Source organism: Streptomyces sp. NPDC056144 (assembly GCF_042264145.1).
Taxonomy (GTDB): Bacteria; Actinomycetota; Actinomycetes; order Streptomycetales; family Streptomycetaceae; genus Streptomyces.
The window spans coordinates 134,550-155,764 of the sequence record NZ_JBHJVF010000004.1; the positions used below are offsets into that span (position 1 = coordinate 134,550).

General features: G+C 71.4%; 19 protein-coding genes. 4 read left to right on the forward strand and 15 right to left on the reverse strand.

Annotated features, from left to right (window positions below):
- The first annotated feature begins 55 nt into the window (after positions 1 to 55).
- The 3 genes from ACFC0Z_RS14655 to ACFC0Z_RS14665 are packed head-to-tail and all read left to right on the forward strand — an operon-like array spanning position 56 to position 2,566.
- Positions 56 to 652 (forward strand): DUF5998 family protein, encoded by a 597-nt coding sequence (locus tag ACFC0Z_RS14655; RefSeq protein ID WP_376436972.1) that lies wholly within the window; start codon positions 56 to 58, stop codon positions 650 to 652.
- Positions 652 to 1,857 (forward strand): alkaline phosphatase family protein, encoded by a 1,206-nt coding sequence (locus ACFC0Z_RS14660; RefSeq protein ID WP_376436975.1) that lies wholly within the window; start codon positions 652 to 654, stop codon positions 1,855 to 1,857. Before ACFC0Z_RS14655 ends, ACFC0Z_RS14660 begins: the two co-directional genes overlap by 1 nt.
- 58 nt (positions 1,858 to 1,915) lie before the next feature.
- Positions 1,916 to 2,566 carry a thymidine kinase gene (locus ACFC0Z_RS14665; protein WP_360809603.1) on the forward strand — a complete coding sequence of 217 codons (651 nt, stop codon included), beginning with the start codon at positions 1,916 to 1,918 and terminating at the stop codon, positions 2,564 to 2,566.
- A gap of 31 nt (positions 2,567 to 2,597) precedes the next feature.
- Here the strand turns inward: ACFC0Z_RS14665 and ACFC0Z_RS14670 are convergent, their stop codons facing one another.
- From ACFC0Z_RS14670 to ACFC0Z_RS14690, 5 genes are all read right to left on the reverse strand, one after another.
- A complete protein-coding gene (locus ACFC0Z_RS14670; RefSeq protein ID WP_376436978.1) occupies positions 2,598 to 3,677 on the reverse strand; it encodes a C40 family peptidase in 1,080 nt (359 codons plus the stop codon).
- Positions 3,678 to 3,695: 18 nt separating this feature from the next.
- The gene (locus tag ACFC0Z_RS14675) at positions 3,696 to 4,178 is read right to left on the reverse strand and encodes a poly-gamma-glutamate biosynthesis protein PgsC/CapC (RefSeq protein WP_376436981.1); all 483 of its coding nucleotides are present in this window, start codon (positions 4,176 to 4,178) and stop codon (positions 3,696 to 3,698) included.
- A gap of 65 nt (positions 4,179 to 4,243) precedes the next feature.
- The gene (pgsB, locus tag ACFC0Z_RS14680) at positions 4,244 to 5,758 is read right to left on the reverse strand and encodes a poly-gamma-glutamate synthase PgsB (protein ID WP_376436983.1); all 1,515 of its coding nucleotides are present in this window, start codon (positions 5,756 to 5,758) and stop codon (positions 4,244 to 4,246) included.
- A gap of 7 nt (positions 5,759 to 5,765) precedes the next feature.
- The gene (locus tag ACFC0Z_RS14685) at positions 5,766 to 8,045 is read right to left on the reverse strand and encodes a HAMP domain-containing protein (protein ID WP_376437973.1); all 2,280 of its coding nucleotides are present in this window, start codon (positions 8,043 to 8,045) and stop codon (positions 5,766 to 5,768) included.
- Positions 8,046 to 8,143: 98 nt separating this feature from the next.
- A complete protein-coding gene (locus tag ACFC0Z_RS14690) occupies positions 8,144 to 9,322 on the reverse strand; it encodes a CapA family protein (protein WP_376436986.1) in 1,179 nt (392 codons plus the stop codon).
- 188 nt (positions 9,323 to 9,510) lie between these two features.
- Here ACFC0Z_RS14690 and ACFC0Z_RS14695 point away from each other — a divergent pair, with 188 nt between their 5' ends.
- A complete protein-coding gene (locus ACFC0Z_RS14695) occupies positions 9,511 to 10,371 on the forward strand; it encodes a hypothetical protein (protein WP_376436989.1) in 861 nt (286 codons plus the stop codon).
- Here the strand turns inward: ACFC0Z_RS14695 and ACFC0Z_RS14700 are convergent.
- The 10 genes from ACFC0Z_RS14700 to ACFC0Z_RS14745 form a co-directional block, all read right to left on the reverse strand.
- Entirely contained in the window at positions 10,334 to 11,026 is a 693-nt protein-coding gene (locus ACFC0Z_RS14700; protein ID WP_376436992.1) for a LysE family translocator, read from the reverse strand. The two genes, ACFC0Z_RS14695 and ACFC0Z_RS14700, sit on opposite strands and share 38 nt — an antisense overlap.
- A 17-nt stretch (positions 11,027 to 11,043) precedes the next feature.
- Positions 11,044 to 11,961 carry an alpha/beta fold hydrolase gene (locus ACFC0Z_RS14705; protein WP_376436994.1) on the reverse strand — a complete coding sequence of 306 codons (918 nt, stop codon included), beginning with the start codon at positions 11,959 to 11,961 and terminating at the stop codon, positions 11,044 to 11,046.
- Positions 11,961 to 13,376: a hypothetical protein gene (locus ACFC0Z_RS14710; protein WP_376436997.1), complete on the reverse strand. Its 1,416-nt coding sequence runs from the start codon at positions 13,374 to 13,376 to the stop codon at positions 11,961 to 11,963. Before ACFC0Z_RS14710 ends, ACFC0Z_RS14705 begins: the two co-directional genes overlap by 1 nt.
- Complete coding sequence (locus tag ACFC0Z_RS14715) at positions 13,376 to 14,635, reverse strand: ATP-grasp domain-containing protein (RefSeq protein WP_376436999.1); 1,260 nt, start codon at positions 14,633 to 14,635, stop codon at positions 13,376 to 13,378. The genes ACFC0Z_RS14710 and ACFC0Z_RS14715 overlap by 1 nt, the downstream gene beginning before the upstream one ends.
- Positions 14,632 to 15,564 carry an alpha/beta hydrolase gene (locus tag ACFC0Z_RS14720; protein WP_376437002.1) on the reverse strand — a complete coding sequence of 311 codons (933 nt, stop codon included), beginning with the start codon at positions 15,562 to 15,564 and terminating at the stop codon, positions 14,632 to 14,634. The genes ACFC0Z_RS14715 and ACFC0Z_RS14720 overlap by 4 nt, the downstream gene beginning before the upstream one ends.
- A complete protein-coding gene (locus tag ACFC0Z_RS14725; RefSeq protein ID WP_376437005.1) occupies positions 15,561 to 16,865 on the reverse strand; it encodes an MFS transporter in 1,305 nt (434 codons plus the stop codon). The genes ACFC0Z_RS14720 and ACFC0Z_RS14725 overlap by 4 nt, the downstream gene beginning before the upstream one ends.
- Positions 16,862 to 18,124, reverse strand: a complete 1,263-nt coding sequence (locus tag ACFC0Z_RS14730; protein ID WP_376437007.1) for an acetyl-CoA carboxylase biotin carboxylase subunit family protein — start codon at positions 18,122 to 18,124, stop codon at positions 16,862 to 16,864. Before ACFC0Z_RS14730 ends, ACFC0Z_RS14725 begins: the two co-directional genes overlap by 4 nt.
- Before the next feature lie 86 nt (positions 18,125 to 18,210).
- Positions 18,211 to 18,576 carry a Rieske 2Fe-2S domain-containing protein gene (locus ACFC0Z_RS14735; protein ID WP_376437010.1) on the reverse strand — a complete coding sequence of 122 codons (366 nt, stop codon included), beginning with the start codon at positions 18,574 to 18,576 and terminating at the stop codon, positions 18,211 to 18,213.
- Positions 18,567 to 19,985 (reverse strand): iron-containing redox enzyme family protein, encoded by a 1,419-nt coding sequence (locus tag ACFC0Z_RS14740; protein ID WP_376437013.1) that lies wholly within the window; start codon positions 19,983 to 19,985, stop codon positions 18,567 to 18,569. Before ACFC0Z_RS14740 ends, ACFC0Z_RS14735 begins: the two co-directional genes overlap by 10 nt.
- An 84-nt stretch (positions 19,986 to 20,069) precedes the next feature.
- Positions 20,070 to 21,068 (reverse strand): 50S ribosomal protein L11 methyltransferase, encoded by a 999-nt coding sequence (locus ACFC0Z_RS14745; RefSeq protein WP_376437016.1) that lies wholly within the window; start codon positions 21,066 to 21,068, stop codon positions 20,070 to 20,072.
- Positions 21,069 to 21,215 lie beyond the last annotated feature (147 nt).

Consider the following 21,215-nt stretch of genomic DNA (forward strand, 5'->3'; position numbering starts at 1 on the left):
GAGAGAGCCGACGGGGCGGCCCGAGCGGCGCCCACGGCCCCGTACCATGGAGTCCATGGCAAAGAGCGGGACGACGACCCAGGGGCTGCGCGCGGCGATCGAGCGCAGCGGCTACTACCCGGCCCTCGTGGCCGAAGCGGTGGAGGCCGCTGTCGGCGGGGACGCCGTCTCGTCGTACGTGGTGCACCAGGAGACCACCTTCGACGCGAACGAGGTCCGACGGCACGTCACCGTCCTCGTCCTGACGCCGCACCGCTTCATCGTCAGCCACACCGACGAGCAGGCCGCCGACTCCAGCTCCCCGACGCCGTACGCCACGACGTCCACCGAGTCCGTGAAACTCGACCGGATCGCCTCCGTCGTCGTCTCCCGCGTCGTCTCCAACCCCGAGTCCTACACGCCGGGCACCCCGCCCCGCGAGGTCGTCCTCACCATCGGCTGGGGAGCCGTCTCCCGGATCGACCTGGAGCCCGCCGCCTGCGGCGACGCCAACTGTGACGCCGACCACGGCTACACGGGCAACGCCACCGCCGACGACCTCAGCCTGCGGGTCAGCGAGGCCGGCGACGGCCCGGACACCGTCAAGCAGACCCTGGCCTTCGCCCAGGCGCTCTCCGAAGCCATCGCGGCCACCGCCGCCACCACGCGCTGATGGCGCAGCCGACCGCCGTGTCCCACGGCTGGCCCGACGACCCGGTTCCGCTGGCCCTCGACACCGCGCCGGTGCCCGAGTACGGCTCCGGCTCGCTCGGCGACCTGCTTCCGACCCTCGTCGCGGGCCAGGGCGTCCCCGGCTTCGACGGGCGGATCGCCGAGCTCTCCCCGGCCGACCGGAACTGCGTCTTCCTCATCGACGGCCTCGGCTGGGAGCAGATCAAGGCCCACCCGGACTGGGCGCCCTATCTGACCTCGCTGCTCGGCTCCTCGCGCGGCGGCACGGGCCGCCCGATCACCGCCGGCTTCCCCGCCACCACCGCGACCTCGCTCGCCTCGGTCGGCACGGGCCGCTACCCCGGCACGCACGGACTGCCCGGCTACACCGTCCGCAACCCCGCGACCGGCGAGCTGATGAACCAGCTCCGCTGGAAGCCGTGGACCGCGCCGCGCGCCTGGCAGCCGTACCCCACCGTCTTCGGGCTCGCCCACGAGGCCGGGATCCACACCGCCCAGGTCTCCTCCCCGATCTTCGAGCAGACCCCGCTGACGCAGATCGCGCTCAGCGGCGGAACGTTCCACGGCCGGCTCTCCGGCGAGGAGCGCATGGACTTCGCCGCCGAGCAGCTCGCCGCCGGCGACCGCTCGCTGGTCTACACGTACTACAGCGAACTCGACGGCGCCGGACACCGCTTCGGTGTCGACTCCGATGCCTGGCGCGGCCAGCTCATGTTCGTCGACCGGCTCGTCCAGCGGCTCGCCGAGCAGCTCCCCGCCCGCTCCGCGCTGTATGTCACCGCCGACCACGGCATGGTCGACATCCCCTTCGACGAGCAGCACCGCATCGACTTCGACGAGGACTGGGAGCTGCGCGCCGGCGTCGCCCTGCTCGGCGGCGAGGGCCGCGCCCGCCACATCTACGCGGTGCCCGGCGCCGAGGCGGACGTCCTGACCTGCTGGCGCGAGGTCGTCGGCGAGCAGTTCTGGGTGGCGAGCCGCGACGAGGCCATCGCCCTCGGCTGGTTCGGTGACGAGATCGACGAGCGGGTGTACGGCCGGATCGGCGACGTCGTCGCCGCCGCGCACGACGACGTCGCCATCACCGCCTCCGTCAACGAGCCCCACGAGTCGGCCATGGCCGGCATGCACGGCTCCATGACCGCCGCCGAGCAGCTCGTCCCGCTGCTCGAAGTCCGCTCCTAGCAGCCTCCGCGCACGCGTTCTCCCCTGCCCTGACACCCCGAAAGGTCTCCGACCCGTCATGCCCGAGCTGGTCTTCTTCTCCGGAACCATGGACTGCGGGAAGAGCACCCTGGCCCTCCAGATCGGACACAACCGTTCGGCGCGCGGGCTCCAGGGCGTGATCTTCACGCGTGACGACCGGGCGGGCGAGGGCAAGCTCTCCTCCCGGCTCGGCCTGGTGACCGAGGCCGTCGAGGCGGGGGAGGGCATGGACCTGTACGCGTACCTCGTCGGCCAGCTCTCCCAGGGCGGCAAGGCGGACTACGTGATCGTGGACGAGGCGCAGTTCCTCGCCCCCGAGCAGATCGACCAGCTCGCCCGGATCGTCGACGACCTCGACATGGACGTCTTCGCCTTCGGCATCACGACCGACTTCCGGACGAAGCTCTTCCCCGGCTCGCAGCGGCTCATCGAGCTCGCCGACCGCATCGAACAGCTCCAGGTCGAGGCCCTGTGCTGGTGCGGCGCCCGCGCCACCCACAACGCGCGCACGGTCGGCGGCGAGATGGTCGTCGAGGGCGAGCAGGTCGTCGTCGGGGACGTGAACCGGCCGGCCGAGGAGATCGGTTACGAGGTCCTCTGCCGGCGCCACCACCGCCGCCGGATGACCTCCGCCGCGGCCCGCGCCGGGGCGCTCTCCCCGGACGTCCTTCCGGTCAACCAGGCCTGACGCCCCACCCGGGCGGAGTCGCTAAGCCCCCTCAGAGGCGCTTCGCGCTGCGCAGCGACTTGGCGTAGTAGCCGTTGCCGTCGAGGCGCGAGACTCCGCCGATGTCGCCGATGGTCGGGCCGTTGACCTCCTCGCGGCTCGACACGAAGATCAGGTGCCCCTCGGTGTCGTACCCGAGGACCATGCCCACGTGGTCGAGCCGCTGGGCGGTGCGGCCGTCCAGCTTGAAGAAGACGAGGTCGCCGGGCTGGAGCTCGTCGATGGTCGCCGGGCGGTCCTTGGCCGACACGCCGGTCAGCGGCAGTACGTCCACGCCCTGCTTCGAGCGGGCCATGCCGTTCGCGGTGCGCGGCAGACCGTCGCCGGACTTGTCCGTGGCCATCAGCGGGAAACGCGCGCGGTAGCCCATGACCATGCGGATGAAGCCCGAGCAGTCCAGGGACCTGGCGCGGAAGGCCTCCGGGGTGCCGACGGAGCCGTCCCGGAAGGGGTACGGGACGCCGAGGTAGTCGTAGAAGTCGGACTGTTCGAGGCGCAGGTCGCCGCCCTCGGCGCCCGTGGTGTTCAGCGGCCCGAAGTTCGCGTCGCCCGCGAAGGCGAGGCCCTTCTCGTCCTTCCGCTGCGGCGCGCCCGCCACGTACTGGAAGGCGATGGCGAAGAGGTCGTCCTCCTTGCTGGTGGCGTACTGCTCGTACCAGTCCGTGAACCACTTCTGCTTCTCGGCGCCCTTGACCCAGGGCTCGGGGAGCAGACGGACCCAGTCCGTGGTGGAGACCTTGGACGCCGTGGAGGTGGGCTCGGCGAAGACCCGGGCCGGGCCAGTCAGCCGTGCGGTGCGCGCTCCGTCGGTCAGGACGGCCTTGATCTGCCCGTCGGTGCCGCGCAGCACGCTGCGGCCGGGGTTCTCCATCCGCGACCAGCGTTCGCCGGTGGCGTCCGCGGCCGGGCCGGTCGTGGCCGCCCCGCCGCCGAGCACGCCGGCGTTCCGGATCCGGGTGACGCCCGGGTCCTCCTGCTTGCGGAGTTCCACGGTGAGGTAGCCGGAGGCCGTGACGAGTCCGAGGAGCACGAGGCCCGTGACGAGCGGACGGGTCTTCTTCTTCGCTGCCATGACGTTCTTCCTCGATTCTCAGGCGGCGGGCATGACGCCGAGCAGCAGGCCGGCGGCGACGACGATGTAGGCCAGGAGGGAGACGGAGGCCGTCGCCAGGAGGGTGGGGCCCTTGGGCTGGCGCACCAGCTGGTAGGCGATGAGACCGGGGACGATGAACCCGAGGGTCTGGTTGCCGTACATCAGCGGGAACTCGATCGACAGGACGATCATCACCGTGGCCTGGAGCAGTACGCCCAGGAGGACCACCGCCGCGAACAGCCGCTTGCCGTAGAGGATCACCATCCGCTGCATGAGCTTGGTGCCCGCGTACGTGAGGGCGGTGACGCCCACGACCATCGCCGCCCGCTGGAGGTCCTCGATGAGGGTCAGCGCGAGCCAGCCCGGGGTGATCATCCCGCCGGGGGACAGGTTGGTCGTGAGGTAGCACAGCAGGGAGAAGAGCAGGCCTATGGCGATGCCCAGGGCGGCCATCTCGGGAGTCAGGGCGGCGGTGGTCAACGGGGTGCTCCGGGCGCGGGGAAGAAGGGGAGGGGTGATCGGTGGCGCAGCGGTCGGCTGCCGGGTCAGGAGTGCGGGGGCCGGTGGTCGCCCTCGCGGGCGGTCGGCTGGAACCAGCCGCCGTACGGCTCCGTCGCCGGGGGCGTGCTTCCCCGTACGTCCTCCGGCTCCCGCCACGCCGTGGACGGCATCGGTGCGGGGGACATCGGCGCGGTCGGCATCGGCGTGCGCCGCTCGTCGGCCGGCTGGACCGGAACGCGGACGAGGGGGATCTCCAGGGTCCGCGAGTCCTGGTACCGCTCCTCGCGGGCCAGGGGATAGGCGGCGTACGGGTCCAGGTGGGTGGGCTGGACGGGGATGCCGCCGGACTCCGAACCCGTCACGGACTCGGACGCGCTGTCGTCGGCCGGAAGCTCGGCGAGGTATTCGAGCAGCTCCTCGCCCTGGCCGTGGATGTTGCCGATGGCGACGAGCGAGGAGCCGTCGCCCATGCGGCCGAGCAGGGCCGGCATGAAGTCCTCGGCGGGGCGCCGCTCGCCGCCCAGGTCGACAGCCCGGTCGCGCCACTCGGCCGGGATGGCGTCGATGGCGCTCTTGGTGGGGTGGCCGATGACGAAGACGTTGTCCGGCCGCAGGTCGGGGATGATCTCGCCCATCTGCCCGTTGCGCTCGACACGGTCGGGCCGGCAGTTGATCACGACGTTCAGCGGACGGCTGACCGCCCCCAGGTCGAGGAGCTGGTTGACGTTCATCAGCGTGGACTCGGGGTCGTTCGCCGCGAAGACGTTGGCGAAGGCGAGCCGCTTGTTCTCCGGGGTGACATAGCGCTCGACGGACAGGACGCCCGGGTCCGGCGGAGCGTCGTACATGCCCTGGAGGGCGGTCTGGCGGTCGATGCCGAGGAGCTCCGCCACGGCCAGGGCGATGGCGACGTTCTCCTTGAAGGTGAACCAGCTGAAGCCGCGCAGCTCGGCGTCGCTGACCGTGTCGGGGTCGGCGTAGACCAGCGTGCAGTCGCGGGCGTCCGCCTCCTCCTGGAGGATGGCGAACCGCTCCTTCTCCGCCGTGACGCAGATGCCGCCCTCCGGCATCGAGCGGCACAGGGACCGGGCGACGTCGTCGAGGGTGGGGCCCATCTCGGCGAGGTGGTCCTCGCGGACGTTGCAGAGGACGCCGATCGTGGAGCGGATCAGCTTGCTCTGGTTGACCTCCTGGAGTGCGGGCATGACGGCCATGCACTCGATGACGAGCGCGTGCGGCCGGTAGGTCGCGGCACGGCGGACGATGCCGATCTGCTCGACGACGTTCGCGATGCCGAACTTGCGGTAGACCGGCTCCTCGGTCGCGTCCGGGTGGATGAAGCGCGCGGCGGTGCCCGTCGTCTTCGCCACCGTGACGAGCCCGCCGCCCCGCAGGGCGCCCGCGCAGAGCCGGGTGATGGAGGACTTGCCGCGGATGCCGTTGACGAGGACCCGGGTGGGGATGGTGTGCAGGGCGGCGTAGTGCCTGCGCTGTTCGACGATGCCCGCGATCAGCAGGAACAGCCCGCCGGTCAGCAGGACGAAGTAGAGGTAGAGCACGTCCTTGTCACCTTCCCGTGGTGTCGGCGCCCACGCCGGCACCGGCATCGGATCGCGGTTCCGCGAACCGGCGCGTCTGGTTCTGCCTGAGGGCCTGCGACTGCTGCCGGAGCAGTTCGAGGCTGCGGACGACCGCGCCCACCTCGTCCTGGTAGCGGGGGTAGAGCACGGTCTTGAGGTCGCCGTCCGCGAGCTTCTCGGCGGAGGAGGCGAGGGCGCGCAGCGGCCGCACGACGACCAGGTGGATCCACCCGAGGCAGAAGATGATCGCGGCGAGGCCGAGCATGCCGGCCAGGACGGCGCGGTCCTCGCGCTCGTACGGGCTGATCCGGAAGCGCTCGGCGTCCTGGCGGCTGACGACGGTCCAGCCGATGTCGGCCGCGACGCCGCCGCCGGAGAACGGGGCCGCCGCGACGACGTCGACGGCGTCGCCCTCGCGGAGGAGCAGGGCGTTCTCGACCGGGCCCGCGCCGACCCGGACGTTGGAGGCCCGCACGAGGTCGGGCAGGACGTCGCCGGGCAGCTCCTCGAACGCCAGGAAGCCGTCGCTCGCGGCGAGCGTCCGGGCGGCGGAGTCCACCACACGGACCTCGCCGAGGCCCGGCCGGGCCAGGAGCGAGTTGAGGAACTCCACCCGGATCTCGCCGACGAGAGTGGCGCCCTCGGCTCCGGGGACCGGGGCTCCGGCCTGGAGCACGGGCTCCTTGCCGCCCTGGCCGGAGACCCGGACCAGCGGCTGCTCCTCGTCGCCCCGGCTCCAGGCGTGGGGCTCCGTGCCGGCGCGGGCGCCGACCTGGCCGTCGGCGCCGAGCACGTAGAGCGCCTGGTAGCGGGTGTGCTGCTTCAGCGCTTCTTCGAGGAGGCGGGTGCTGTCCTCCGGGCCGCCCGCGTCGAGCAGGCGGGAGGTGGAGACGAGGTCCGCCTGCGCCTCGTTGAGTGCCCGGCGGACCCGGTCGGCGATCAGGTCGGTGCGGTCGCGCTGGTCGTTGACCATGGTGGTCGGCACGCTGACGGAGGCGTCGGTCCGGTTCAGGAGGAGGCCGACGGGCACGCACCAGAGGAGCAGCAGAGCGGCGGTGACCAGGAGCGGTCCTCCGCTGCCGACGCGGAACCTCCTGCGGCGGGCGGTGGCGGTGGTGGCCTGGCCGTGGCCCCCGCCGCCGAGCTGCGCGCGCAGGCGTTCGAGCGCGGAGCCGACGCGGGCGGCCTCGCCCCAGCGGGGCGAGGTGACGGGGCGGATCAGGTCGCCCCGGGCGATCCGGCGCGACTCCAGGAAGAGCCGCAGCAGGGGCCGCTGCACGGTCGCCCAGAGCACGCCCGCGGCCAGCAGCCCGAGCAGCACGAGAGCGCCGGCGGCGACGAGCCCGTACAGCTCGCGTCCCTGGTCGGTGGCCTGCTGCTGGACGACGGGCAGCATGGCCACGACGGTCAGGCCGAGCCCGGCGGCCACGCTCTCCTTGTCCTCGGGATCGGAGGACGCGAGCGAGGCGTACCCCGCGGTGGCCACGCGGCCGTTGTACTCGCCGCCGACGAGCGTGCCGCTGACACCGGGGTAGCCGCGCGAGCCGGGCTCCTTGGCGCGGACGGGGTGCTCCTCGGTCCGCGTCGCCGCCCGGTCGGCCAGTCGGCCCATCTGCTTCTGCAGGAAGGTGAGCTCCTGGCGCTCCTGGTCGGAGTTGAGCGCCTCCGCCTGTTCGAAACCGGCCGTGCCGAGGACCTCGCCGTCCTCGGCCACGACCGCCATGGAGCGGAACGGGCCCAGGTTGATGGCGGGCACGGACAGGCTGCTGGAGGCGATGAGCAGCTGCTGCGGCCGGTCCTTCCAGTCCAGGACGGCCGTGGTCATCAGGCGTACGTCTCCGGTGGCCAGCCGCACCATACGGGGGGTGAGGGCCTGGTCGCCGATGACGACGCCCTTGTCCAGCCAGCTGAGCGGAATGGCTTCGCCGCGCGCGGCGAGGACCTCTCCGCTCTCCAGGTCGAGGACCGTGGTGCCGGTCCACTTCTGGTACGTACGCCCCAGGTCCGACAGGACGCGCTCGGGCTTCACCGGCGGACGGGCGCTCAGCGCCGCGGCGGTGCGCTCCAGGTCCGTGAGCCGTTCGTCGATGGAGGCGCGCAGGGCGATGGCCCCGTCCTCGGCGAAGTACTGCTGCGAGGTCAGCACCGCCTCCGGTACGGCCTCTTCCTTGCCGGGGCCGAGCACCTTCGCCGTCAGACCCGCCAGGGCGAGGACGAGCACGCACAGCACGGCGATCGGGGGCCGGATGCCGCCGAGGAGCGGCATGTCCGCGCGCCGACGGCTCCGTCGCCGTCCTCCGCGCACGGAGTACGCGGCTTTTCTCGTTGTCACGGGGGTTCTTTCCTGATGTCTTCGGCTGCGGCTCAGTCCCGCAGGGAGAGCTCGGCCAGTCCGTCGCCGCCGGGGGCTCCCCGGTTGAAGAGGTAGCCGCTGGTCCGCTCGGCGGCGAGGCGGTACCGGGCGAGCCGGTCCGCGGGCAGGTCACCGGGGTGGTCGAGCGCTTCTCTGACGTCCACGAGCCGGTGGTCCCGGACGGCGCCGGCCGGCGGTGTCTCGCCTGGCTCCAGGTCGGGCGGGATGTCCACGAGGGTGGTGCGGTACCGGGCGGCGACGTCCCATCCGGTCGCGGTCTCCCGGAACTCGAACCAGCCGATGGCACCTTCCTCGGTCAGCCCGGTGGGCGAGGAGTGGCGGGCCACCTGGTTGCCCAGGCTGAACGCGACCCAGGTGCCGTTCACCTTCTGGATCGGCTGCACCACGTGCGCGTGGTGGCCGATCACGAGATTGATCCCGGTCTCCTTGGTGATGCGCTCGGCGAGCTGGAGCTGAGGGACGCTCGGCTCGTTGTAGTGCTCCAGGCCCCAGTGGAGGGAGAGGATCACCACCTCGGCACCCTGCTTGCGGGCGCGGATCTCCGCCGCCTTGATCTGCTCCGTACCGATCCGGTTGAAGGCCCAGTGCTCCTTCTTGGGGGTCGGGTTGAGGAAGGACTCCCAGGAGTAGGCCAGGTGCGCGACCTTCACGCCCTTGACGTCGCGGATGTTGATGTCGTCCGCTTCCTCGGGGGTGCGTGCCGAGCCGCTGTGGCCGAGCCCCACCCGGTCCATGGTGTCCAGGGTGCGGCGGACCGCCTTCAGACCGTGGTCGTAGGTGTGGTTGGAGGCGGTCGAGCAGGTGTCGTATCCCACGTCCTTCAGGGTGGTGAGGATCTGTGGCGGTACGAGGAACTCCGGGTATCCGGCGAACGGACCCCGGGGTTCGCCCACGGGGGTCTCCATGTGACAGATGGCCAGATCGGCCTTGCTGATGACCGGCTTCACGCCCGCCATGAGCGGACCGAAGTCCAGGTCCTCGCTGCCGCGGCCGGTCTTCTTGGCGTCCTTGGCGGCCTGTTCCACCAGCTCGGGGTGGATGAGAACATCTCCCGCGGCGGCGACGGTGAAGACGCGCCCGCCCGGCTTGCTCTGTGGCTCGGAGGGGGTCGGCGCACAGCCGGACACGAGCACGGCGAGGACCGCCAGCCCTGTTGCCCAGCGACCCATGGGGAGAGATTCACAGAATGCCACCGGCAGATGCTCGCACGCATTTCAAGATCAACTATGAATGCGGCGTCACGACAGCATCACATTCTCTCCACATTCTCGCGGTCCTCAGCGCGGCATTCCTTCTTGCCGCTTGTCAGGTGATAGGCGGAAATGAGGGTCAATCAGGGCGAGCCAATCACCGCGAATTGGTCGATATCGGCGAACGGATCGTCGCGTACGCCGGACAGGCCAGGCCCGGGACCCCCTACACCCCGCCCAGCCGCACCCAGCGGGAGCGGCTCGCCCAGGGGGTCGGCCGGCTCCTCGACGGTGACGCCGAAGGGGCGGAGCGCGACCTCGGCGCGGCCGGGTTCCGGGTGACCGCGCTCACGGACACCGTCTCCGGCCGCCGTTACGACGAGGTGGCCGCGCGGGGCACCGGGGCCGAGGCCCGCTGGGGGCGGCTGTACGTCACCGCCGACGCCCGGGTCCGCTGGAGCGTGCAGGTGCCGCACCCCGTCGCCGACCGGGGTACCGAAGCCGTCGGCGCCCGGCTCCTGGAAGGCACCCCCGGGGGCGCGCTCGTCCTCGCCGGGGCGCACCGCACCGCCGGACGGGGGGACGCGGCGGACGTCGCCCACCGCACCGACAGCGTCTTCCACGCGATCGTCTCGGAGCTCCAGGAGCGGGGTGTGCCGGGCATCCAGGTGCACGGCTTCGCGCGCACGCCGGACCGCCCCCACGACGTGATCCTCTCCACCGGCGCCGCGCGGACCGCGCCCGGCGAGGTCGTCCGTCTCGCCGACCGCATGGACGGCGGAGACCTGCGCGTCTGCCGGGGGTGGGCCGACCGGTGCCCGCTCGAAGGGACGACGAACGTCCAGGGGCGGGCGGCCAAGCGCCGGGGAGTGACGTTCCTTCACGCCGAGCTCGCGCCGGAGGTCAGGAGCGGCGGGGCCGAGACCGCGCGGGCGGTCGCGGCCCTGTCCGGGCTCCTCGTGGACTGGTCCGAGGGCCCGCACGCCCCGCTCACACCCCCAGCGCCAGCCGCACCCCGAAGCCGATGAAGACCAGGCCGAGGCCCAGCTCCACCCAGCGGGTCACCGAGGTGCGGCCGGACGGGTGGCGGCGGTCGAGGGCCGTGCCGATTCTGACCATCGCCTCGGTGAGGACGACCAGCCAGAGCGCGCCGATCGTCAGGTAGACGGCCGCGAGGACCGCCATCGAGCGGCCGGGGGGTTCGCCCGCCGGGACGAACTGGGGGAGGAAGGCGAGCAGGAAGAGCCCGACCTTCGGGTTGGTTCCCGTGCAGGCCAGGCCGTGGAGGTAGGTGCGGACGAGGCTCCGGGGCGGGGACGGCTCGTCCGGTGTCGGCGGCGGGGAAGCCGTCGGCGTGGAAGTCGGCGGTGCGGAAGTCGGCGGTGCGGAAGTCGCCGGGGTCCGTACGGCTCCGATCACCGCCCGTACGCCCCAGTAGACGAGCAGCGCCGCGCCCGTCCACTGCACGACCCGGAACAGCGTGCTGTCCGTGGTCAGCAGCAGCGAGACCCCGAGGATCGAGGCGGCCGCCTGGAGGGCGCCCGCCGTGATCATGCCGGCGGCGGCGGAGAGCGGCCGCGCCCGGCCGCCCCCGCCGAGCGCGAGCCGGGTGATCAGCGCCGCGTCCGGTCCCGGCACGACGATGACCAGCAGGGAACTGGCCAGGAAGATGCCACTGATCATCGGTTCCGCACCTCTCGTCAGCCGGCCTTCCAGAACTCCCGCAGCAGCGCGAAGAGCGTCTCCGGCTCCTCGACGTGGCCGAACGAGCCGCTGCGCTCCAGGATCCGGAACTCGAACTGCGGCGCGTGGACCACGAAGTCGTGCTGGAGCTTCGGGTACAGCGCGCGGTCGAACCGGCCCGCGAGGACCAGCGTCCGCGCGGTGATCTCCTTCAGGCGGGGACGGAAGTCCGGGATCCGCGCGACCTCGCCGCCGATGACGAAGTCCACGTCGGCGCCGACGAAGACCGGGTACAGCTCCATGTTCCGCGCGCCCGGCTCGTTGAGGAGCCGGGAGGCGTTGTCCGGGTGGTAGAAGCGGACCAGCTTGGTCGCCGCCGCGAACTGCTCGCGCAGCGCCTCGTCCGTCGACACCAGGCCCTGAGCCTTCAACTCCTGGATCCGCGCCCACACCTCGGGGGCCTGGTTGGCCAGTTCGCGGTTGATGTTGGCGTGGTTGAGCTGCCACATCTCCGGGCTGTGCAGGCTGTTGGCGAGGACGAGCGTCCGGACGAGGTGGGCGTGGTCCAGCGCGAGCGCCTGGCCGAGGAGGCCACCGTACGAGAAGCCGTAGACGTGCACCGGGCCGAGGCCGAGCTCCTCGATCAGGGCGGCCACGTCGGCCACGTCCTCCTGGAAGGTGATCTCGGAGAGCTCGCCGGGGGCGTCCGAGCGGCCGCGCCCGTACAGGTCCACGTAGACCACCTGGTGGGTCTCGGCCAGGGCCGAGAAGAAGGGGTGGAAGACCAGGTGGGAACCGGCCGGACCGAGCCCGGACAGGAGCAGCACCGGTTCGCCGCTGCCCTCCGTCTCCACCCACAGCCGGCGCCCGCGCACCTCGTAGTGCCGCCCCTCGGGGTGGTGGATGCCGCCGTTGCCCTGCTGCTGAGTCGTCATCAGATTGCCTCTCGGATCTCTTGCTTGTCGTGCTCGTCGTGCCTGTTGTGCTTGTCGAACGTGAAGACCCCGGCGGTCCTGGTCTTCGCATTGCTGCCGATGCCGATCACGGCGCTCTCGTCGGCGGGCAGCGCCCGCGCGTACGTGCCCGCGTAGCCCTGCGGGGTCAGGAACATCCCCCAGGCCGCCTGCCACCGCTCCAGGCGGCCCGTCTCCGGGTCGACCACCGGCTCGTACCGCGGTGTCACGCGCTGCTGCACGATCGCGCCCGCCGCGTCCACCGACTCCAGGGCCCGCCGCCAGGCGGCTTCGTCTGCCTCCCAGCCCGCGACGATACCGACGCCGCCGTAGAGCGCGTTGGGCTTCAGGATCAACTCGGCCCGTCGGTCCATGAATTCGTCCGGAAGCGCACCGGTGTCGTGGCCGGAGTCGCCGCCGATCGCCCTCGTCCACGGCACCACCCTCTCCACGAGGGCGCGTTCGGCCGCGGTGAAGTCGGACTGGAATCGCGGGTCGGAGACCATCGCGAAACAGCCCTTGTTGTTGAAGAGGTTGGACTCCATCGGCGTCCACAAGGCCAGCGTCCCGGCCGCCACCGCCCGGTAGACCGGTTCCAGGAGTGCTTCCCCATCCCGCAGTTCGAGCATCTCGTCGGCCGAGAAGCAGCGCAGGATCACGTCGAGCCGCCGCCCGTCGAGCAGGATCCGGTCGCCCTCCGCCCGTACGTCGTCGATCTCGCCGATGTGGAAGTCGAGACCGAAGCCCCGCATCAGCTCCTCGAAGGCGCGCCAGGCGCCCCCGTACGCGCCGAGGCCGCCCGGTGCCTCCAGGAGGGCGATCACCGGCTCGCGGCCGGACGCGACCTCGGTGCCGGCCGTGCGGAGCGTGTCGGCCACCATCCGGCCGGTGTCCGTGTACGCGAGGTCGTGCTCCTTCGCGAACCGCGCGAAGGCCTCGACCTCCAGGAGCAGCCGGGGGAGTTCGCCGGAGCGCTCGATGCCGCCGAGTTCGCTCGCGATGTTGAACTCCAGGAGCCGGAAGGCCGTACCGTCGTGGTACATGTCGGCCCGGCCGTACCTCGGCGGTGTCGCCCCGCCCAGGCGGGTGATCATCCGCGTCCGGCGCTCGCCGATCGAGAGCGCCGCGCAGTACCGCTCCAGGTCGCCGCCGAAGAGCCGGGACGGCAGCGAGGCGAAGAGGTCGAAGACGCCCGCGATGTCCTCGGCGAAGGAGCGGACCTGCGCCTCCTCGACGAACAGCGGCCGGGGGAAGAGGCGTTGGCCGGAGTCTGCGGCGAGCAGCGGGGGGAGTGCGGCGTCGCTCATCGCCGTGAGCAGCCGGCTGTCCGGGGTGAGGCAGTCCCGCAGGTACCGCTCGGTCACCCGGTCGCCGGCCGCACCGGTGAGGTCGTCCATCAGGCCGGGTCCTCCGTGACGATCAGCCCCGCCTCGATCCGCCGGACCTCCGCGTAGTCCGCCTCGATCTGCGCCCGGTCGGGCCCGCTCAGCACCGCGAAGCCGAGGCTCAGGGTGTTCAGGAGGTCCTTCGTGACCTCCAGGCGGTCGCCGTCCTTCACACCGACCACGTGCGCGTAGTGGCTGGACAGCTTGCCGATCTCCTCCAGGCAGTCGGCGTTGCGGACGATGCCCGCGCTGCGGCTGATGAGGAAGACCACCAGGGTCGGGTTGAGCAGCTGGTAGTGCTCGGGCAGGTCGCCGCCGGTGAAGCGGCGCACCGCGCGGTCGATCTGGCTGTCGCCGGTCGCGGCGCGGCAGAAGCGCGGCTGACCGCCGCCGTGCGGGCGGGCGTTGAGCTCGATCAGGCGCGGGCCCTCCGCGGTGAGCATCACCTCGACGTGCGCGGCGCCGTTGCGGAAGCCCACCGAGTCGAGGAACGTCCGGGTGTACGCGACCAGTTCGGCGACCTCGGGGGCGTCGGGCGCGATCCACTCCATGGCCTCGTAGACGGCCATGTGCGTGCCGTTGTCGACCTTGCTGTAGCGGCAGAGGTCGGTGACCGTGTGGACGCCGTCGTGGCTGAAGACGTCGACGACGTACTCGTCGCCGGTCACGAACTCCTGGACCAGCATGACGTCGTTGACGATCTGCCACTGGTTCGGGCGGCCGAGCTGCGCCGTGAAGGCCTCGCGCCAGTCGTCCCGTACCCGCGTGACACCGTCCGTGCTCGCGCTCTTCGGCGGCTTCACGACGAGGTCGCGCCCGGCGAGGCCCTCGGCCTCGATCCAGGCGGCGACCTCCTCCGGGTCGGCCGTGCAGATCTGCCGGATCACCGGCAGTCCGGCCCGGCGGGCCGCCGCCGCCATCTCGCCCTTGTGGCGGCGCGCGAGGCGCAGCTCGGGGTCGTTGGCGAGGTCCTCGGTGACCTGCTCGGCGAGCAGGTCGGCGAGCTCCACACCGGACTCGGCGCCGGGCAGGACGCAGCGGGGCGCGAGCTCCCGCAGCCGGGCCACGACCGCGTCGAGGTCGCCGTCGAAGACGATCACCTCGGGGAAGTCCTCGGGGTGGAAGGAGGCGCGGTAGACCTCCGGCATGTCGGGGCCGGAGAGGACGGCCACGACCGGGACCCCCGCCTCCTTGAAGGCGGGCGCGTACATGCCGCCGGACGAGAAGGGGTCGACGATGACCGCCGGGCCGGTGGGGTTCGAGAGCGTCATGCGTCGACTCCTGTCAGGCGGGCGGCGGCGGCGCAGTACCGCAGCCAGGCGTCCATCACGTTCGGGGAGAGCTGGCGGGCGCGTACGGCCGCGTGCACGAGGCCCGGCTCGACGACGAGCTCCACCTCGGTGCCGTTCTCGCGCAGCAGGTCGGCGTAGGTCGTGGAGTCCACCACGAGGGAGTCGAGTTCGGCGCCCATGATGTACGCCGGCGGGAGGCCGTGGAACGCGCCGCGCACCAGCGGGGAGACGTAAGGGTCGAGGACGTCGGAGGCGTCCGGGCAGTAGCAGGCGGTGTAGTACTCCATCTCGCCGCCGGTCAGCAGCGGGGCGTCGTCGCCGCCCTCGCGCCAGCGGGAGAAGTCGAGGACCGGGCTGATCGGGGCCTGGCCGGCGATCTTCGGGCCCTGGCGGTCGCGGGACATCATGCACAGGACGACCGACATGTTGCCGCCCGAGCTGTCCCCGCAGATGACGACCTTCTCCGGGTCGACGTCGAGGCGGTCCGCCGCGGCGACGACCCCGCACAGTGCGGCGTAACAGTCCTCCAGGCAGGCGGGGAACGGGTTCTCGGGGGCCATCCGGAAGTCGACCGCGACGGTGGTGAGGCCGGAGTTCACGGCCAGCTCGGCGGCGACCGTGTGGTGCGTGTCGAGCGAGCCGACGACGAAGCCGCCGCCCCGGATGTACAGCAGCACGCCCCGGCCCTTGCGCTCGGCCGGACGGTAGACCCGGACCGGGACCCGCAGCCCCTCGTGCTCGACGGCGTCGTCGCTGATGTCCACGCCCTCGGGCACCTCGTACGGGAACTCCTCGCCGAGCCCCAGGTAGAGGGCGCGCTGCTCCTCGACCGGCTTCAGGTAGAAGTCCGGCGGCATCGCCGCGTTGCTGCGCGAGACGAACTCCTCGATTCCCGGCGCGTACATCATCGGTCTCCCTTGGGTTCTGCGGTGGTGAGGACGGCGGCACGCATGCCGCGCCGGAGGAGTGCGGGAAGGCACAGGACGGTGCCGACGGCGCCGATCCACATGGCTCCCGTGAGGCCGACCAGGGCGGTGGCGATGGAGGCGAGGAGGCTGCCGAGCGAGATCATGCCCCAGATCAGGAACCGCTGGACGGAGCCGACGCGGCCCAACAGCTCGGAGGGGGTGACCATCTGGCGGAGCGTCAGCGACGTGGGCGAGTACGAGCCCTCGCCGACGCAGTGGAAGATGGAGCCGAAGATCAGGCCGACGGTTCCGGGGATGCCGCCGAGCGAGCCGAAGGCCGGCATCAGCAGGATGCCGGTCACGGAGATGGTGGCCGAGAGGAACAGCGCCTTCTCGTAGCCGATCCGCTCGCCGAGCCTGGCCGAGATCATGTTGCCGATCGGGTAGCCGGCCGCGGCCGCGCCGACCACGACGCCGATCCACTGCGTGGACAGGCCCAGTTCGATCTTGCAGTACAGGACCAGGCTGGTCGTCACCATGGTGAGGAACAGCGTGTAGGTCGTGCCGCACAGCATGATCGGCTGGAGGATCGGGTGGCTGCGCACGAAGGTCAGGCCCTCGCCGATGGCCTTGCGCATCCAGCCGCGCTCGCGCTCGGTCTTCGCGCGCGGCGGCTCCTTGTGCTTCATCGCCATCAGCGTCACGACGGAGACGGCGAAGCCGACGGTGTTGGCCGCCACGGCGCCGACCAGGCCCAGGAAGGCGATGACCGGGGCGCCCACCATCGGGCCGACCGCCTGGGAGGTCGACTCGGACAGCGCGAGACGGGCGTTGCCCCGGTGCAGGTCCTTGGTGTTCTTGAACAGGTCGGGCAGGTACGAGGTGTAGGCGACCTGGAAGAACACGACGGCCACGCCGCTGACCGTGATGAGCGCGAACAGGGTGACGAACGACAGCGAGTCGACCGCGGCGAGCAGCCAGATCGCGCCGAAGGAGAAGAACTGGATCGTGTTCGCGCCGATCATCGTCGCGAGCCGGGGCAGCCGGTCGACGATCGCGCCGGCCTGGAGACCGAGCAGCAGGAACGGCAGGAAGAGCGCGAACTTGAGCAGCGCGGCCTGCGCGGGCGAGGCGCCGAGGGTCGTCACCGCGAGCAGCGGCAGGGCCAGCGTCATGAACTGGTCGCCGAAGAGGCTGACCGACTGGCCGGTCCACAGCAGCGCGAAGTCCCGTTTGGCGGTGGGGGCGTTGGGTGGGACGTCCACTTCCGGCGGGGCGCCGGCGTCGGGTGCGGAGGTCATGAGGCCGCCGCCACGCGCACGCTCATGGCCCGGCGGGCGGTCTCCGCCGCCGCCTCGCACTCGGCCGCCGACGCGCCCTCGACGACCACGTATCCGTACCGGCTCGTGACGTGCCCCGCCGGCGGGAGCAGCAGCTCCTGTCCGGGTCCGGCCAGGACGCCCGAGGCGTTCGTCGCGGCCGCGAGCGCGGGCTCGTCGACGACGACCTCGCTCACCACGCCGTCCGTCTCCGGGTACAGGAAGTGGATGGCGGCCACCCGGCGCTGGGTCCGGGTGACGTCGGGGCGCTTCCCGCAGGCCACGTCGACCGCGGCCCGGCCGGGGTCGACACCGGTGGCCACCGAGCCGACGTACGGGATGAGGTCGCCGCCGAGCCGGGCGTTGATCTCGATGATCCTCGGGCCGCTCGCGGTGAGCCGGACCTCGGTGTGGGTGATGCCCGTGGTGTAGCCGGTCGCCGCGTGCGCCCGCGTCAGGACGTCGAGCAGCGCGGGGTCGGTGAGCAGCGGGTCGTCCGCGTCGACGGTGTGACCGGTCTCCTCGAAGTACGGGTCGAAGCCGGAGATCTTGCGGGCCACGAAGAGCGGCAGCAGCTCGCCGTCGACCAGGGCCGCGTCCACGCTGATCTCGTCGCCGACGAGGTACTCCTCCACCAGGACCCCGGCCTCGTAGAACGGCACGCCGTCCTCCTCGGCGCCGCGCGCCTCCGCGTACCCGGCTTCGAGCCCGGCCTCGTCGGCGACGGCGTTCACCCCGAAACTGGCGCCCAGCGCACGGGGCTTGAGGACGACCGGGTAGCCGATGCCGGCCGCCGCCTCGCGCGCCTCCTCCAGGGAGGAGACCAGGACGGACGCGGCCTGCGGGACGCCGGCCGCGGCGAGGGCGGTACGGGTGCGGTGCTTGTCCCGGCAGCGGCCGACGGCCTCGGGGAGCGCGCCCGGAAGGCCCAGGGCCTGCTGGAGCTCGGCGGTCTGGACCATCCGCACCTCGTCCCAGCAGAGCACGCCGGAGACCGCGTGCCGGCTGTTCAGGTCCTTGGCGGCGGCGGTCATGGCCGCCACGTCCAGCGTGTCGACCACGGTGTGGCCGACGATGTAGCGCTTCTCCCAGGTCGGCTCCTGGGTCAGGAACAGCCAGACGCGCCCCGCCCCCGACACCAGGTCGAGCAGGTACTCGCGGTAGAGGTGGTAGCCGCTGCTGACGAGGATGATCAGCGGCTTGTCGCTGTCCTCGCCGGTCGGGTGAGGATGGGTGGTCATCGAGGTCTCCTGGAAGTGCGTGGTGCGGGGGTGGCGGACCGGCGGGCCCGGCGGGGTGGCCGGCCGGCCCGCCGGCCGGTCGTGCGTCAGGCGTCCGCGCGCAGCGCGGGGGAGAGCGGCCGGTGCCGGAGCTCGTACGAGCCCGGCGCCGCGTCCGGGGCGACTGCCTCGGGCTCCGGCAGGACGGCCGTCACCCGGTCGCCGTGGCGCACGGCCGGGATCCCCGCCCTGATCGCCTTGGTGACGGAGGTGGCGCGTTCGTGCCAGGGGCAGACGAGCCGGTTCCCGCGCCCGCCCTCCTCGAACGAGGCCAGGTTGAGCGGGCCGCCCCGGTGCGGGCACTTGGCCGCGAGGACGAACGCGCCGTGCTCGGTGCGGGCGTAGACGTAGCTGTCGTCGCCGAGGACGACGCAGTTGTCGCGGCCCTCGACCGCGAAGGTGACTACAGGCATGCGCGGTAGTCCCCCACGGAGTGGATCTCGTAGACGCACTCCTCGGACTCGATGATCGCGCCGTGCAGCCGGTTGCGCTCGATGACCGTGCCCTCGCCCGCCTCCAGGATCTGGTACGACTCGAAGCCGGCGACGAACTTCATGGTCCCGGAGACGATGTGGCACAGCTCGTCGCCGTCGTGGCAGTGGGTGTTGGACAGCTCGCGGTACGGCTCCACGATGTTCGCGACCGGGGGCGACACCCGGCCGCTGGAGATGGCGTCCCAGACGGGGGCGTGCAGCTCCCGGTTCTTCGGGCCGTCGTCCATCCACGCGATCTGCGTCGCGAAGTCGCGGTCGGCGATGTCCGAGATGAGCTGGAACTCCTCGAAGCCGCGCACGATCTCGGGGATGATCACCTCGCCGTGCTCCTCGACCAGCGGGAGGATCAGCTTCTCCAGGGCCATCTTGCCGTGGTGCTGGTCGATGCCGACGTGCTCGGTGAAGTACTCGACGTCGACGTCCGGGCCGAACACCTCGGTGAGGAGGTCGGCGGCGCGGCGGCACCAGTCCACGAGGGCGGTCTCGGTGTAGTAGAGCGCGCCGATGTAGCGGAAGAACAGCTCGTGGTTCTTCCCCAGGTAGTGGAAGTAGTTGTTCACCATGAGGCTGCTGTTCAGGTAGTACTGCCAGTAGTGGTGAACGTCCGTGCGCAGGCCGACGGACTCCATGGTCCGCTCGAAGAGGTGGCTGTGCTTGGTCTCGTGGACCCCGTAGCCGTACTCGTCGATGATGATCTTGAACCACTCGGACTGCGCGGCGCCGTAGTAGCCGAGGACGTTGCGCAGCATCGGCGAGGCTTCCGAGAGGAAGTCCGGCGCGAACTGGATCAGCCACGTCTTCGCGGCGCGGACCGGGTCCGCCGACTTCCTGATCGCGAGCTCGGAGAGCGAGGGCTGCGTGAGGTCCTTGTCCTGGAGCGCCCGCAGGTACGTCTCCAGGTCGGCCTTGGTCCACTGGCCGGAGACTTCGACCTCCTCGTCGAGGAAGCCGAAGGCGAACTTCTCCAGGGACGGCCGGATGATCTCGCCGAGCACCCGGTTGCTCGGGTTGTAGTACGCCTTGAAGTCGTTCCACTTCTCCTTGAGTCCGCCCTTGGGGAGGAACATCAGGTCGGCTTCGTAGATGCTGGTGAGAATGCGCTGCGCGGCGAGTCCCTCGTAGTTCAGGATTTCCTTCCGCGGGAGGACGCGGCTGAAATCGAGATAAGGGAGGACCTGCGGCCGCAATTGCCGGTGGTACGGGTTGTCGTCGTTCTCCCATTCCTCGTTGTCGAGGTAAATGGGATTCGTCGCGTACTGGACGACGTATTCCTTGAGCTGTTCCGGGGTCAGCTCGAACGGCTTGTGGTCCGGAAGGGCGTGGCTCATTCCTCACCTTTTTCGAGATGTGCGGCATTTCGAGTCGTGCGGAATTGCGGTGGTGCGGGGACGTCGCGTGGTACGGGGACGTCGTCAGGCGACCGTGAACCGGCCGTCCTGCCAGCGCAGTTCGAGCGCGAGGTCCTGGCCCTCGGCGACCGGGAGGGGCGCGTCGAACGGGATGAAGGCCTGCATCCAGTGCGAGCTGACGTTGTCCGGGGCGTTGCGCAGGGTCACGCCGGCGCCCAGGTCCATCTCGAACCAGGCCGCGATCCCGTGGGCGGTGCCGTCCGCGGTGACCGGCAGGTTCACCTTCGTACCGCCGTCGTCGAGTGAGCCGTCGACGAAGTCGAACGCGACGAGTTCCGTGGTGGCGGAGAGCGTCGTGTGGGGCCAGGTGTGCAGGCGGACCGGGAAGTGGCCGACCGTGGACATCGCGTTGATCAGGCCGATGTCGAAGCCGGCGGCCCGGTCGGCGCGGTTGAGGTTGGCGATCACGGGACTCTGCACGAGCGTGCCGTAGACCCGTGCGGAGGGCGGCATCAGCACGCCGCCGGGGGCGAGCAGATGGGCACGGGCGTGCCGCATCGTGGGCATGATGCCCTCGCCGATCAGGCCGCAGTCGACGATCTCGGAGACGATCACGTCGGCCGGACGTTCCAGGTCGCGCCCGACGACCAGGTCCGACGACATGCGCGGGACGACCTGGATGACGTCGGACAGGCCGTGCGAGGCGACGACCTGGGTGGCGATCTCCGCCATGACCGGGTTGGCCTCGCAGCTGATGACCCGGGCGGCCCCGGCGCGGGCGGCGAGCATCGCGAGAAGCCCGGTGCCGGCGCCGATGTCGAGGACGTGGTCGCCGGGTTTGACCTGGCGCTCGATCGCGGTGGCCAGGGCTTCGTTGCGCTCGATGTCGTTGAGCATGGCGAAGTGCCAGCGCGGTACGAGGTTCTGGGCCAGGGAGCCGGCGAGGCGCCCGGCCGAGGGCGAGTGGTCGGTCACGGCGGCGACCGTCTCGCCGATCGCGGTCGACATCCGGGCGACTTCCGCCGCGCTCGCCCGCAGGGAGGCGAGCAGCAGCCTGTTCATGTCGAGCGGCGCATTGCCGACAGGGAGGATGTCATCGAAGTTTGCAATCTTGCTTTGCACGGCCTTCCCTCATTTAGGAATCCAGTGGCGCGAATAGATGTGTAGCGAGTGATTCGCTCACCATGCAAAGACGCGGAAAAGAAGACC

Excerpts from the sequence above, each read along its gene's own strand:
- ACFC0Z_RS14655 (WP_376436972.1), top strand. The coding sequence starts at position 56 with ATGGCAAAGAGCGGGACGACGACCCAGGGGCTGCGCGCGGCGATCGAG.
- ACFC0Z_RS14660 (WP_376436975.1), top strand. The coding sequence starts at position 652 with ATGGCGCAGCCGACCGCCGTGTCCCACGGCTGGCCCGACGACCCGGTT.
- ACFC0Z_RS14665 (WP_360809603.1), top strand. The coding sequence starts at position 1,916 with ATGCCCGAGCTGGTCTTCTTCTCCGGAACCATGGACTGCGGGAAGAGC.
- ACFC0Z_RS14670 (WP_376436978.1), bottom strand. The coding sequence starts at position 3,677 with ATGGCAGCGAAGAAGAAGACCCGTCCGCTCGTCACGGGCCTCGTGCTC.
- ACFC0Z_RS14685 (WP_376437973.1), bottom strand. The coding sequence starts at position 8,045 with ATGCCGCTCCTCGGCGGCATCCGGCCCCCGATCGCCGTGCTGTGCGTG.
- ACFC0Z_RS14690 (WP_376436986.1), bottom strand. The coding sequence starts at position 9,322 with ATGGGTCGCTGGGCAACAGGGCTGGCGGTCCTCGCCGTGCTCGTGTCC.
- ACFC0Z_RS14700 (WP_376436992.1), bottom strand. The coding sequence starts at position 11,026 with ATGATCAGTGGCATCTTCCTGGCCAGTTCCCTGCTGGTCATCGTCGTG.
- ACFC0Z_RS14705 (WP_376436994.1), bottom strand. The coding sequence starts at position 11,961 with ATGACGACTCAGCAGCAGGGCAACGGCGGCATCCACCACCCCGAGGGG.
- ACFC0Z_RS14710 (WP_376436997.1), bottom strand. The coding sequence starts at position 13,376 with ATGGACGACCTCACCGGTGCGGCCGGCGACCGGGTGACCGAGCGGTAC.
- ACFC0Z_RS14715 (WP_376436999.1), bottom strand. The coding sequence starts at position 14,635 with ATGACGCTCTCGAACCCCACCGGCCCGGCGGTCATCGTCGACCCCTTC.
- ACFC0Z_RS14720 (WP_376437002.1), bottom strand. The coding sequence starts at position 15,564 with ATGATGTACGCGCCGGGAATCGAGGAGTTCGTCTCGCGCAGCAACGCG.
- ACFC0Z_RS14725 (WP_376437005.1), bottom strand. The coding sequence starts at position 16,865 with ATGACCTCCGCACCCGACGCCGGCGCCCCGCCGGAAGTGGACGTCCCA.
- ACFC0Z_RS14730 (WP_376437007.1), bottom strand. The coding sequence starts at position 18,124 with ATGACCACCCATCCTCACCCGACCGGCGAGGACAGCGACAAGCCGCTG.
- ACFC0Z_RS14735 (WP_376437010.1), bottom strand. The coding sequence starts at position 18,576 with ATGCCTGTAGTCACCTTCGCGGTCGAGGGCCGCGACAACTGCGTCGTC.
- ACFC0Z_RS14740 (WP_376437013.1), bottom strand. The coding sequence starts at position 19,985 with ATGAGCCACGCCCTTCCGGACCACAAGCCGTTCGAGCTGACCCCGGAA.
- ACFC0Z_RS14745 (WP_376437016.1), bottom strand. The coding sequence starts at position 21,068 with ATGAACAGGCTGCTGCTCGCCTCCCTGCGGGCGAGCGCGGCGGAAGTC.